Source organism: Micromonospora sp. MP36, from assembly GCF_008119785.1.
Taxonomy (GTDB): domain Bacteria; phylum Actinomycetota; class Actinomycetes; order Mycobacteriales; family Micromonosporaceae; genus Micromonospora.
In genome coordinates, this window is sequence record NZ_VSFA01000165.1 from 1 (window position 1) to 11,164 (window position 11,164).

Annotated in this window: 15 protein-coding genes; 11 read left to right on the plus strand and 4 right to left on the minus strand. The window is 67.6% G+C overall.

Annotation, left to right across the window (positions count from 1 at the left end; genetic code table 11):
* Positions 1-547: 547 nt before the first annotated feature.
* The 7 genes from FXF52_RS38700 to FXF52_RS38725 all read left to right on the plus strand — a co-directional run bounded on the left by FXF52_RS38700 (position 548) and on the right by FXF52_RS38725 (position 4,433).
* Positions 548-736, plus strand: a complete 189-nt coding sequence (locus FXF52_RS38700; protein ID WP_148804630.1) for a hypothetical protein — start codon at positions 548-550, stop codon at positions 734-736.
* A gap of 50 nt (positions 737-786) precedes the next feature.
* On the plus strand, positions 787-1,005 hold the full coding sequence (locus FXF52_RS38705) for a tautomerase family protein (protein ID WP_148804631.1): 219 nt from the start codon (positions 787-789) through the stop codon (positions 1,003-1,005).
* 373 nt (positions 1,006-1,378) lie between these two features.
* The gene (locus tag FXF52_RS38710; RefSeq protein WP_255472838.1) at positions 1,379-1,540 is read left to right on the plus strand and encodes a hypothetical protein; all 162 of its coding nucleotides are present in this window, start codon (positions 1,379-1,381) and stop codon (positions 1,538-1,540) included.
* A gap of 56 nt (positions 1,541-1,596) precedes the next feature.
* Positions 1,597-1,923 (plus strand): hypothetical protein, encoded by a 327-nt coding sequence (locus FXF52_RS38715; protein WP_148804632.1) that lies wholly within the window; start codon positions 1,597-1,599, stop codon positions 1,921-1,923.
* A gap of 19 nt (positions 1,924-1,942) precedes the next feature.
* On the plus strand, positions 1,943-2,110 hold the full coding sequence (locus tag FXF52_RS42210; RefSeq protein ID WP_187413974.1) for a hypothetical protein: 168 nt from the start codon (positions 1,943-1,945) through the stop codon (positions 2,108-2,110).
* Positions 2,111-2,125: 15 nt separating this feature from the next.
* Positions 2,126-2,338: a hypothetical protein gene (locus tag FXF52_RS38720; protein ID WP_148804633.1), complete on the plus strand. Its 213-nt coding sequence runs from the start codon at positions 2,126-2,128 to the stop codon at positions 2,336-2,338.
* A gap of 208 nt (positions 2,339-2,546) precedes the next feature.
* On the plus strand, positions 2,547-4,433 hold the full coding sequence (locus FXF52_RS38725) for a zinc ribbon domain-containing protein (RefSeq protein ID WP_222870916.1): 1,887 nt from the start codon (positions 2,547-2,549) through the stop codon (positions 4,431-4,433).
* Between the two features lie 31 nt (positions 4,434-4,464).
* On the opposite strand, the gene FXF52_RS38730 is transcribed toward FXF52_RS38725, so the two are convergent.
* Positions 4,465-5,250 (minus strand): hypothetical protein, encoded by a 786-nt coding sequence (locus tag FXF52_RS38730; RefSeq protein ID WP_148804635.1) that lies wholly within the window; start codon positions 5,248-5,250, stop codon positions 4,465-4,467.
* Positions 5,251-5,956: 706 nt separating this feature from the next.
* On the minus strand, positions 5,957-6,649 hold the full coding sequence (locus FXF52_RS38735; RefSeq protein WP_148804636.1) for a TetR/AcrR family transcriptional regulator: 693 nt from the start codon (positions 6,647-6,649) through the stop codon (positions 5,957-5,959).
* An 87-nt stretch (positions 6,650-6,736) separates the two neighbouring features.
* On the opposite strand from FXF52_RS38735, the gene FXF52_RS38740 reads away from it, so the two are divergent.
* On the plus strand, positions 6,737-7,954 hold the full coding sequence (locus tag FXF52_RS38740) for a hypothetical protein (protein WP_222870917.1): 1,218 nt from the start codon (positions 6,737-6,739) through the stop codon (positions 7,952-7,954).
* A 279-nt stretch (positions 7,955-8,233) separates the two neighbouring features.
* On the opposite strand, the gene FXF52_RS38745 is transcribed toward FXF52_RS38740, so the two are convergent.
* On the minus strand, positions 8,234-9,430 hold the full coding sequence (locus FXF52_RS38745; RefSeq protein ID WP_148804637.1) for an MFS transporter: 1,197 nt from the start codon (positions 9,428-9,430) through the stop codon (positions 8,234-8,236).
* Here FXF52_RS38745 and FXF52_RS38750 point away from each other — a divergent pair.
* The gene (locus tag FXF52_RS38750) at positions 9,429-9,839 is read left to right on the plus strand and encodes a hypothetical protein (RefSeq protein ID WP_148804638.1); all 411 of its coding nucleotides are present in this window, start codon (positions 9,429-9,431) and stop codon (positions 9,837-9,839) included. The two genes, FXF52_RS38745 and FXF52_RS38750, sit on opposite strands and share 2 nt — an antisense overlap.
* Positions 9,840-9,887: 48 nt before the next feature.
* On the opposite strand, the gene FXF52_RS42215 is transcribed toward FXF52_RS38750, so the two are convergent.
* The gene (locus FXF52_RS42215; RefSeq protein WP_187413975.1) at positions 9,888-10,076 is read right to left on the minus strand and encodes a hypothetical protein; all 189 of its coding nucleotides are present in this window, start codon (positions 10,074-10,076) and stop codon (positions 9,888-9,890) included.
* On the opposite strand from FXF52_RS42215, the gene FXF52_RS44325 reads away from it, so the two are divergent.
* Both FXF52_RS44325 and FXF52_RS38760 read left to right on the plus strand, forming a co-directional pair.
* On the plus strand, positions 9,987-10,250 hold the full coding sequence (locus tag FXF52_RS44325; protein WP_148804639.1) for a tyrosine-type recombinase/integrase: 264 nt from the start codon (positions 9,987-9,989) through the stop codon (positions 10,248-10,250). The genes FXF52_RS42215 and FXF52_RS44325 overlap by 90 nt on opposite strands.
* 411 nt (positions 10,251-10,661) lie before the next feature.
* Positions 10,662-11,164, plus strand: a 503-nt coding sequence (locus FXF52_RS38760; RefSeq protein ID WP_148804640.1) for an alkaline phosphatase PhoX, incomplete at its 3' end; no start/stop codon positions are given.

The following is an 11,164-nucleotide window of genomic DNA, read 5'->3' on the forward strand; positions in this document are numbered from 1 at the left end:
GTGAATACCCGAACCACGCCGCTTCACAAGCCCGGGTGCCTCGCAAGGGCATCTTCCTCCTGTAGCGGGGTCGGGCAGCGACTCTGAAGCACATGCACAACCGAAGATCGTCTAGCCGGACGTGTCACCCACGTCCCGAGACTGATCTGTAACGCAGGTCCTGACACCCGACATTTGCCGGCAGTCGGTGTCGGCAGTCGGCATTGCCGGCAGTCGGCTGTCCAGTCTCGGGACCTGCGTGACGCTCGGCCGAGCGGGGTGCGAGTCGGGATGCGGCGCGGAGCTTCCGGGGCCGTTTGACGTGATCATCTAGGCTGCTCACTGCCTCTGGTGGCGAGAGAGGGGGTCCGCGTTAGATGCTGCGAAAGCTAGGGCGTCGGCTGCGCAAGCATGATTTCGGTTGGCTAGTGGGGGTTGGGATCTTTATTAGGACCTCTGTCGGGGGCCTTGTCGCGGTCTACGGGCTGATTGCGCTGATCGGCTTGGTGATCCACAACGGAATGGGCCTCGACCGCCTCAGTGACGAGGAGATCCGCGCAGGCCGGCCGTGAACGAGAACACCGTGTACGAGTTCAAACTTCGGGTAAAGCCGACCGACGGCGCAGCGTACGAGGCCACGTTGCGGGACACCCTCAACTCCGTCGAGGCTGGCCGGGTGGGTGCCGGCACGACCGATTTCCGGTGCGTCATCGACACTGACGATGCTTCCAGGGTCGCAGTCTTCTGGTCGGACTGAGCACAGGGCAATGTGAGGACGCCGCCTGGCGTGCCAGCCGGACTGCCGCCATGACTTCTGAACCGGAGTCGTGGACCATCAAGCACTTCTCGCAAGCCAACCCAGTCGGCCCCGGCCAAGACAGCGTCCCAGCGCTGCTACGCCGCATCGCAGACAGCATCGAACAACGGCCCGGCATCGAGGTCCAGGACGTCATCCTGCACAGCGAGGTCACTGCCGACGGTGATTGGTGGTCCGCCACCGTCTACTTCCACGAACCGTCGCTCTAACAGAATCCGGCGTACAGGTCGACTCGTCCGTCGCCCACCAGGTCAGCCGCCGTCACATGGTGGCTGACCTGCTCTTTCTCCCGGCGTTGCTGGTTGTCGTCGGTCGTCTTTGGTCGGCGTTTGACGGCCCGGCGACGGCCCAGACGGCCCAGAGACGGCCCAGGCCGACCCCTCGCTTGTAAGTTCGATGAACTTGCGTACTGCCGGGTTCGTCCGTAGCCACTTACCCTGGCCACCATGACCGGAAGGTCTGCCCGGAACTGGGCGGAACGCCGGTGAACGAGACGACAGATGAGACGACACCTCCGGCGGTCGCATAGGTCCGGACTCCTGTCCCCCGTTCCCGCGCACGGTGGGACTACTGTTGCTCCGCATGACCCACGTCGAGACCGAGATCACCGCGGCTGGGCGATGGCACGCGTCCTCGGCGGCATCCCTCGGCGACGCCGGCGTCCACGGCCGCCCCGGCGGCAAGCCCACTTGGGCCCCACCCGCCCACGCTGCCCTGCAACGCCTCATCGCCACAATCCGCTGACCCGCGAAGACCACCTATACCTTGGTGGCACAAATCAAAAGCTAGGAGGTGCCGATATGAAAAGAATGCGCAAGCCGATGATCTTAGGGCCGGCTGTATTCATAATTGCTCTTTTGCTCTTTGTCGTTTATAGGCAAACGATAGGCGCAAAAGTAATTGGAACTGCCAGTGGGCCGGAATACGAATATATAACAATAGATAATAAAACCTATGTAATAAATTTTGCGAACAACTACTCCAATGCGGATAAGGGAAACTTCTTGGGAGTTGTTCGTGGTAATGATGTTACCTTCAGAATCTACTCTGTAGATGGCGACGAAGGCCATAACTACATATATAGACTCTCAGGTTTTGACGGGGCTTTTTATCGCTTGAAAGAATAACTTGTAAGGCTCTCGGCATGTGGCGACGAAGGACAGGCTAGCGTGGGATGCGCTGGAAGAATTGGTTGGCGGCGAAGAGGGAGTACGGCGGTGCCGCGACGCTGCTGAAGTGGAGCTTGGGCAGGAGAGCCCTTTGATTGCCTTGGTTGACAAGTACCTATCGGGCTGGCGTCCTGAGGAAATCTGATAATAGGGATCTGAGGTGGATTGGCAGGTGGCCCATACCAGGAGCTTGCCCGCCATCCCGAAGCTCATCACGAGTCGGTTCTACGGCACTGGTCAGCCGCCTAGTCCTCCCCTCGACGTGGTTGTCCGCGTCCGTGCGCGTCCGCTGCTGCTCGCCCGTTTGGCTGCTCGCTTGGTATACGCCATCGAACACATCGACCGCATCGACCAGGCTGACCAACTTGATTAGGAATCGTCGGTGATCATAGGTTAACCGTGTGGACGGTGGCGTCTCGCTTTTGGGCTGGCTCGGGGGAGATTCCGGTGACGTGGGCCGGTCGTGATCGCGGGTTCTCTTTGATCGATGGCGGGGCGATGAGTCGGTGACCGGAAAGCTGCCGCTGGCCGGGGGCTTGACCTCCCGCACCGCTTGCGCCCGTGCTTCGCTCCGATCGGGGGTGGACGAGGAGAGCGGTGAGGTTCTGTCGCAGGCGGTGCTTGCGCAACGTGTTGGCTGGTGTGCCGATCTGGTGGCGGGCATGGTCACCGGCCTGTTGGCGGAGCGCTGGAACTGCGCGGATGTGGAGGTGTTGGCCTCCGGACACGACGCGGGTGGCCGGAAGCTTCCGTCGAACGCGTGGATGGCGCTGCGACGTCTGGGTTGGACGGTTACCGCGGCCGAGGGTGTGAGGGTCAATGACCGGATCGTGCGGATGGCGCAGGAGCAGGCGGGGCGCATTCTGCGTTCGGCGTGGTGGCGTGCTGACCTGACCGGCGGGGTGTTGGCGACGTGGCCGGCCGATCCGCGTCAGCGCACCCCGCAGGAGTGGGAGCAGGTTCGGGCGTCGATCCCTGGCGGGCAGCATCTGCCGTCGGGGGTCATCAAGTCCCGCACCCGGCAGGCCGCCAGGTTCCTTGCCGCCAATGGCCGGCTGCCGGTGGACGTGTTCGAACTCGAAGGCGCCCCGAAGGTCGCGCGGATGCTGCTGTTGGCCGCGTGTGACCGGCAGCAGGCCACCATTGAACGCAGCGACACCGACCCTGCGAGGGTGTTGCTGCGGTTGCAGTTGCCCACGCGCCCGGATCCGCGATCGTATCGGGATTGGACGTGGGTGGCTTGTCTGATCAGCCTGCCGCCCACGGTCCCCGCGGGCGCGGTGGTGCACCTGCCCACCCTGCGCGTAACCGGCCGGCAGGTGCACGCCGACATGGCATACAGCCACCCGGTGCCGAAGGCCCGGCGCACCGGCCACACGGTCGCGGTCGGCGTGGACTGGGGTCTCAACACTCTCCTCAGCGCGGGGGCCGTGCGGCTCCACGAGGGCGGGCGGATCACCGCGTTGGGGGCTGGTGGCCAGTTCCGGGCCGCCGGCATCCTCGCCAAGCAGCACCGCCTCCGGCGGCTGTCAGAGCGGTTGCACGCCAAAGCCGACCACTACCAGCGCCTCGCCGGCCGTGACGAGCGGCATCACCTCGTCGGCAAACTGGCGGTACTACGTGACGAGATCCGCCACGTCTCCGCCCGCCGCCAGAACTTGAACGGCGCGCTCGCGTGGGCCGCCGCCAGATGGGCCGTCGACCAGGCCATCGCCGCCGCGGCGAGCGTGATCTACGTCGAGGACCTGCGGTCGTTGGAAGCCCGGGGCATGGGCGCCACCCTCAACACCCGGCTGTCCCAGCAGGTGCGTGGGCAGATCGTCGACCGGATGCGGCACCTCGCCGCCGAGCACGGTATCGCCGTCGTCACCACGCCTGCGCGCAACACCTCGAAGCACTGCCCGCAGTGCTTGACCCCGCTGCAGCATCGCAAGGCCCCCGACAAGCCCACCACCCCAGGCTGGAAGTGGGCGATCTGCCCCAACCAGTCCTGCCGTTGGCAAGGCGACCGTGACCACGGGGCATGGCGGCGGATCGCCGCCCGCGGCCTGGCCCATCAGGCCAAGACCGTCATCGACAAGACGAGCGGGCAGATGGTGATCCGCGCCGTGGTCGACAACCTTGAAGCGTCGGCGGTCATCACGAAGACCTGCCGGGGGGACCGGTCGAAGACCGGCCCTACCCGGCGCAAGCCATCACGCCCCGCGCCCAGGCGACGCAGGGCACCCTCCCCCACCCGGCCTCACAGCCTGGCGGGTAAGCGTCCGGAGGGACACGCACCAACGGACCGGAGGCTGCCCCGCGCAGCCCACCGACACCAGGGCATGACAACGACCAGCACACCCACCACCGGCCACCAGCCACGCGGAGCCGCCCTGGGCGCAGGATTCCACCTCCACGCCCACGCGACCCCACCACGGTGGGAAACGATCCCGGAAACTCAATCCGACTCAGGATCGCTAAGCTGATCAGGGACGCTGCAGGCAAGCTGCTCCCGGCTCAGCCGGTCGACACGGCGTGGATCACCCGCTCTGCTGCATCGTGGCAGTCGCGGTCGGTGCCCAGCGCTCCGGACTCCAGCTGGCCGCGCACCGCGGCCGCGATGCGCGCCCTGGCCCAAGGGCCCGTGGTCACCAGGGCGACGAAGCGTTCCGCCAGCAAAAGCGCTTGGTATTGATCAAACATCTGATCAGGCCGCTGCACCGCTTCCAGAACGGCCCGGGTGGTCGCCAACTCCGGCCGCTCCTGCAGCACGCCCAAGGCCCAGACTCTCGCTCCCTCCGACCCGGTCCACACCAAGCGAAGGACCTCCTCCGCATCGAGGTCGGGCGCATGCGCATCGCGACGGGCCTCCGTGATGAGGCCCTCCATTCGCGCCGTGCGTTGAGGTCCGGCCGGCATAGCTCCGCGCACGGTCCGGTATGAGCGCGCCACCTTCGCGACACGCTGGCCGACGGTGTCCGCTGCACGCCGGAGTATCTCGGCCGCCTCAGAGTCGCCGCGGCCTGCCGCCTCGTCGGCCTTTCGGCGGAGACCCAGTTCGAGATCGCCATATCGCAACGACTCGAGCCGGTCGCCGAATGCGCCGAAGAGCATGAGGATCGCGCCGATCACCAGAAGAGCCGCAGATCCTGCATTGTCAGTCGTGAACACCGCCGCGGCGCCGGCGGCGGTCAGCCCCAGGCCGAGGACCGCCAACGCGCCGGAGATCAGTTTCGACTGGGCCTTCCACGTCCGGGTCGGGCTGGTACCCGTCGCGTTTGCTTGGTGCTCGCCGGTCACCATCCATCCATACTCGCCGAAATCTGGGGCGTCTCGCTATCCCCTAGGGATGATCCCGCACCGTTGGTCACCCGCAGGCGGCATGCTCCTCGTCGAAGCCCGACCGCGAACACCAGGTCAAGTCCTTCCTCGACCCCTCGCTTGTAAGCTCTGTGCAGGCCGTCCAGGCGCAGGGGCATCCGTCCTCGTGCGTGACCTCCTCGGTCCGTCGTCCGTCGCTGGCCTTGGCCGGCCTCCGGTGGTTGGGCCCGTTGCTGTCGACAGCCACCAGTGGCAACAGGTTGTCCTCAACGAGTAGGCGGTGGCGGGGCAGCCGCCGTGCAGGCAGTGATGGGAGCGCCGGGCTCCTGGTGCTCGATCTCGTACTGGCACTCGCTACACGGCTCCGGCGGCTCGTGTTCGCGCCAGTCATGCCCGCATTCAGGGCAGTCGCCGTACCAGCGCCGCCTCCGTCGTACCACGCTTCGCATTGTCGCTTGGCGCTCAGCGTCGTGCTTGACCCCGTCGGGGATGCGGACACAAGCTGAGCGTGAGCCCCCGCCGCTCCATTGTGGCGGACGCCGCTGTCCGAGCGCCGGGCAGCCGGCAACGCCGAGCACGCCGCCGGTCCTGCTCAACGCCCACCGACTCGGGCGGTGGCAGCGCGGACTACGGGACCGGTACGGACACGGGTGCCGCCCGCTGCGGAGTGAGCTGGCCCGACGGCCGGTCAGCCGCGCAGCTGTGCCTCGATCCCGTCGAGCACGACGTCGAGACCGAGCTGGAACGAGTGGTCCATGTCGTCGTTGCCGAGGTCGGCGTGCCGGGCCAGGGTGGGATGCTGGTCCGCGCGGCGGTCGAGATACCGCTGGGCTCGGCGGCGTAGCTGCGCCTCGGCGGCCGGGTCGTGTCGCCGGCTGCGCCAGGTGTTCTCCATCGCGGCGTAGCCCTGGACGTAGTAGGTCAGGGCGCCGACCGCCGCGGTGAGCCGGGGCCCGTCCAGGCCGGCCTGCTGGAGCAGGGCGTAGACCAGTTCGGCGCGCGCCAGGGCGTGCGGGCCGAGCAGCGGCCGGGTGGACATCAGGGCGGGCAACCAGGGGTGGCGGCGCATCACCCGCCTGCTGCGTCCCAGCTGCCGGCTGAGGGCTGCGCGCCACGGCAGGCCGTCCACACCGTCCGTCTCGATCTCGGCGATCGCCGCGTCGGTGGCGAGGTCGAGGATGTCCTCCCGGCTGCTGACGTACTCGTAGAGCGACATGGTGCCGGCGTCGAGGCGGGCGGCGAGACGGCGCATGGACAGCCCGTTCACCCCTTCGACGTCGAGCAGTGCCACGGCGGCGCGGGTGATCCGTTCCCGGGACAGCCGGGGCTTTCGTTCGGGCTCGTCGGCGAACCAGATCGCGGACGGCCGTGCTACGGACATCTCGCACATTCCTTCCGTACGACGTACGGATAACCGTACAGCTAGCGTCGCGCCGTAGCCCGAACTCCGGCCCAGGGAGGAGAAGCCATGCCCGTGACACCCCAGGAATGGTTGTGCCGCTACGCACTGCTGGCGCTACGGCTCGACCGGCGGTTGGCCGGAAGTGCCACCGGCACCGTGCTCGTCTATCAAGGGCCCCCGGAATGGCGCACCCAGGTGGAGCGTGAGCAGCCACCCCCGGCTGGTCGTCTGGTCGATGACGCCGACGAGCTGCTGGAGTACCTGCCGTTCCGACCCGGTCGGGCCGCTTACCTGGCCGCCCACGCCCGGGCCATGCGGTCGGTCGCCCGTAGGCTGGCCGGCACGCGCCTGCCGCTGCCGGAGTTCGCCCGCGAGTGCCTGGGGGTTCCGGCGCCGCGCCTGCCGGAAGAACTGTTCGATGAGGCCCATGCCCAGCTCGACAGGGCGCTCCCGCCGGGCCCGGGGTCCCTGGCCGACCGTCTGCACGCCTGGCAGGCCGCGCACACCCTCCCCGTGCCGCGGCTCGATCGGCTGCCCACGCTCGTAGACCGGGCCGTCGCCGAGACGCGGCGGCGAACGAGCCGGATCGTTCCCCTGCCGCCCGACGAGGTGGTGCGCTGCCGACTGGAGTCCGGGGTGGGCTACCGAGCGGCAGGCGAATACGAGGGCGGGCGGCGCTCCACCATCCACATCAACCAGGACCTGCCCTTCAATCTCGCCGACCTGCTGTACGTCGTCGCGCATGAGGGCCACCCCGGGCACATCGCCGAGTCACTGCTCAAGGAACAGCGGGTCGTCGAGGAACAAGGCCACCTCGACCAGCAGGTCCGGTTCCTGCTCAGCCCCAGCTTCGTGCTCAGCGAGGGGCTCGGCCTGCACGCGCAGGAGATCATTTTCCCGGGCGATGAGGCGCAGGCCTGGCTGACCGACAACGTCCTCGGCGAATTCGACATCCCCGCCGACGGCAGCGACTTCGCCGCGATCCACCGTGTCCAGAACGTTCTGTTCGGCGCCTGGGCGAACACTGCGTACCTCGCCGCAGAGAGCCGCCCGGACGACGAGTTGGCCGCATACCTGTCCCGCTGGGCCCTGCTTTCCGGCGAGGAGGCAGCGGCCGCGCTGGCCGCACTGCGCGCCACCGGGATGGCACTCTACGTCCTGGCCTACTTCCACGGGTGGCAGCTTCTCGACACCTGGCTCACCGCCCCGGATCGCCGCCCCCGGGTCCGCCGCCTGCTCACCGAGCAGCTTCTCCCGGCTGATCTGCAGCCCGATCCGGCCTGAACGCGCCGCGATCGACAGGCGCCGGCGAGGGTTGTCAGGGGTGGGCGGCTGTAACGGGGAGCAACGGACCGACGCTGGTCCACAGGGGGGGGGGTGTCCCTATGGGTTTCGTCAAGCGGGGATGGGGGCCGTCGGGCGTGCAGTAGCCGAGAACAGCGTGTTCGATCAATGACTGGCGGTCGGCTTAGTGAGTAAGGGCGGGCTCGTCGATTGTTGGCGTAATCGTGCTGAGGCGACCGTCCCTCAGCCAGCGAAGCCGGCGTTGACAGTGGCCTCGTGCTATGGCTGGGACGCAACCCACCATGCACTCGTCGCTGTGACTGCCACCAGCCCGCTGAACACAAACGGCGCTTCGATTCCGATCGTTGACGTGAGCACACCGCCGAGCAAGGCACCCGCGGCAGCGGTACTAAAGCTCAGGGTGCGGCCCGCCGCCACCACACGACCGAGCAGCTCGCGGGGCACCAAGCGCTGACGCAGCGACACGACCGTGACGTTGAGCACGGCGAACGAGCCACTCGTGACCACGATGACGAGTACCGCAGCCCACAATTGCGAGGTCACCGCAAGCACCGCGGGGATACCGGCGGTGATGGCCAAAGACCAGCTGACGACTATTCGATGTCGGCGACCCGCGACGAGCCGATCAGCGACGAGCGAACCGAGCAGGCCACCGAGGGCGCCAACAGCGAGCAGGATGCCGAAGCCGACGGTACCGGTGCCGAGGCGATTCGTTGCGTACAGCACCAGGATCGCGAACCACGCACTGTCGGCAGCGGCGACCGCGGCAGTGACCACCACAAGTACCCGCAGCACACGATGACGTACCAGCCATCGCAGACCTGCTACTACACCCTGGCTGACCTGCGCCGTCGCAACCAGCGGCGGGCGGCCGGCCAGGCTCAGCGGCAACGTCAGCACAAGCATCACTGCTAAGGCGAGGGACGCACCATTCGCCGCGAATGGCAGCGCAGCACCCACCACGAACAGCGCAGCGCCTACCGGCGGGCCGACGAACTCGTTACCGACGATCTCGCCGGCCGCCAGCCTCCCGTTGGCGCGCTCGAGCAGTCGGTCGGGTACCAGGCAGGGAAGTGCGGTCTGCGCCGCGGTGTCGCGCACGGTCTCGCCGACACCGAGCAGGAAGCTGGCCAATAGAACGAGCGGCAGAGACGCCCAGCCCATCATCACGGCCACCACCAGGGCACCCAGGACGATCACCCGGGCAACGTCTGCCTGTGCGAGCAGGGTACGGGCGCCGCGACGGTCGGCCAACGACCCGGCGAGTAGACCGGTCACCAGCCACGGCAACGCCTGGGCCGCCGTAACCGCGGCCACACCGATCGGACTGGTCGTGAGGGACGCGGCGAGAAGAGGAAACGCGGCCAACCGGATGCCATCACCGACGTTGGCGAGAGCCGCAGCGCTCCAGAACGCCCAGAACGGCCGCCCCAGCGACACCGAGCTAGTGACCATGAAAGGGATCCTGACAGAAGCAGCAGTCCTCAGAAAGTCCGTCAGAGCGAGCAACTTCACCCGCTTTACCGCTGACCGAGCGGCCCGGCAGCCAGGCGCCACGAGCAGCTGGCAGTCTCCGGAAGGCAGCTCGCCACTGCGGCCGCTACCGTACTCGGCGCGGCCGCCTGTCTGGTCGCCAGTCCCGGCCAGGCCGCATCCGGATATCTGCACGTCCGGTCCATCGCCGTCCTACGGGTTCTACAACCAGAACGACACGTCCGACCTGCTGCGCGTGCTGGCCAATCCGACCGGCGCCGGGCCCAGCGGCAAGTGCCTGGACATGTGGTACGACTGGAGCCGCGAAGGCGGCCACTACGACGCGCGCATGGCACGGTCCTGCCGACCGGCCTACCAACGCGAGCGGTAACACGTACGAGGCCGATAACGTGTACGGCTTCAACAAGCTGTTCAGCTGCTACGGCAACAACAACGCGACCACCAGCGGTACCTGCGAGGTGGCCTTCGGCTCGCCCGCCGCGGTCATTGCCAGCATTCCGCCGGCATCCCGGTCAGGATGAGCGCGCACGTGCTGCGGCACACCTGCGCCATCCTCAGCCGAGACGCCGGCGCGAACCTCGAAGACGTCCAGGACCAACTCGGCCACGCCGACGCCCGCACCACCTGCCCGCTACGACCACGGCGGCGCCCGCCTCGACCGCGCCCCGGCCTACACCCTCGTCAGCTACCTCGCGACCAGCGGCGACGGCCATTCCCCGGAATCAGGCACGGCCACTGCGGTACCCGCGAAGCCATAAGACGTGCGAACCCCGGGCGGTGACCGCCGAGGGTGTCGAGGCCACGCCAGACGCCGGGCAACCGAGCGTGCGACCGGTCGCCGCGGCTCGGGCGGACACCGGTACGGGAGCGGACCGTCGGGTGGTGCCGCTGGCACTGGGTGGGCTCACCGCGGCCCTACCGATCGGGATCGGGACGGTGGTGGCGCGTCGGGCCGCGCCCGCGGCTGGCGGCCCGGCTAGTGCCCCGGCCGTAGCTGTTGGATTCGCTGGTAGCGGGTTGAAAGATTCGCGCGACATTGGCGGTGCTGCACGTCTTTGGGTTTGATCACCGGGGCTATCTGATTTTCCGTCTATCGATCGCTAGGCGGTTGCCGTGCGCTGTTCACCTCACGCTTCGCCGCCGTATAGAAAACCACCATTATGTTCTTGGTACCCGATTTCGAGGAGGGTTCATGGATCGGCGCACACTACTGAGGGCGACGGTAGCCGGAGCGGGTGGTTTGGTACTGCCCTTCACGGCGTGGTCCACCGCGTACGCAGCACCGGCACAAAACGCCGCCAGCCCCTACGGCCCGTTGCAGGCCGCCGACGCCAACGGCATTCAACTGCCGGCCGGCTTCACCAGCCAGGTCATCGCGCGGTCCGGTCAGGTCGTGCCCGGCACGTCGTACGTCTGGCACAACGCGCCGGACGGTGGCGCCGTGATCCCGAACGGCACCGGCTGGATCTACGTGTCCAACGCCGAGACCAGCGCCACGTCGGGCGGTGGCGCATCGATGATCTCGTTCAACTCCACCGGCCAGATCACCGGCGCCTCCCGCATCCTGTCCGGCACCAACAACAACTGCGCCGGCGGCAAGACCCCGTGGAACACCTGGCTGTCCTGCGAGGAGATCAGCCTCGGTCGAGTGTGGGAGACCTACCCCCTGGGCGGTACGGCCGTCGCACGACCGGC

Coding starts and splice junctions, on each gene's coding strand:
- FXF52_RS44325 (WP_148804639.1), top strand. CDS start 9,987: ATGAGCGCGCACGTGCTGCGGCACACCTGCGCCATCCTCAGCCGAGAC.
- FXF52_RS38745 (WP_148804637.1), bottom strand. CDS start 9,430: ATGGTCACTAGCTCGGTGTCGCTGGGGCGGCCGTTCTGGGCGTTCTGG.
- FXF52_RS38715 (WP_148804632.1), top strand. CDS start 1,597: ATGAAAAGAATGCGCAAGCCGATGATCTTAGGGCCGGCTGTATTCATA.
- FXF52_RS38740 (WP_222870917.1), top strand. CDS start 6,737: ATGCCCGTGACACCCCAGGAATGGTTGTGCCGCTACGCACTGCTGGCG.
- FXF52_RS38710 (WP_255472838.1), top strand. CDS start 1,379: ATGACCCACGTCGAGACCGAGATCACCGCGGCTGGGCGATGGCACGCG.
- FXF52_RS38750 (WP_148804638.1), top strand. CDS start 9,429: ATGAAAGGGATCCTGACAGAAGCAGCAGTCCTCAGAAAGTCCGTCAGA.
- FXF52_RS38730 (WP_148804635.1), bottom strand. CDS start 5,250: ATGGTGACCGGCGAGCACCAAGCAAACGCGACGGGTACCAGCCCGACC.
- FXF52_RS38735 (WP_148804636.1), bottom strand. CDS start 6,649: ATGTCCGTAGCACGGCCGTCCGCGATCTGGTTCGCCGACGAGCCCGAA.
- FXF52_RS38705 (WP_148804631.1), top strand. CDS start 787: ATGACTTCTGAACCGGAGTCGTGGACCATCAAGCACTTCTCGCAAGCC.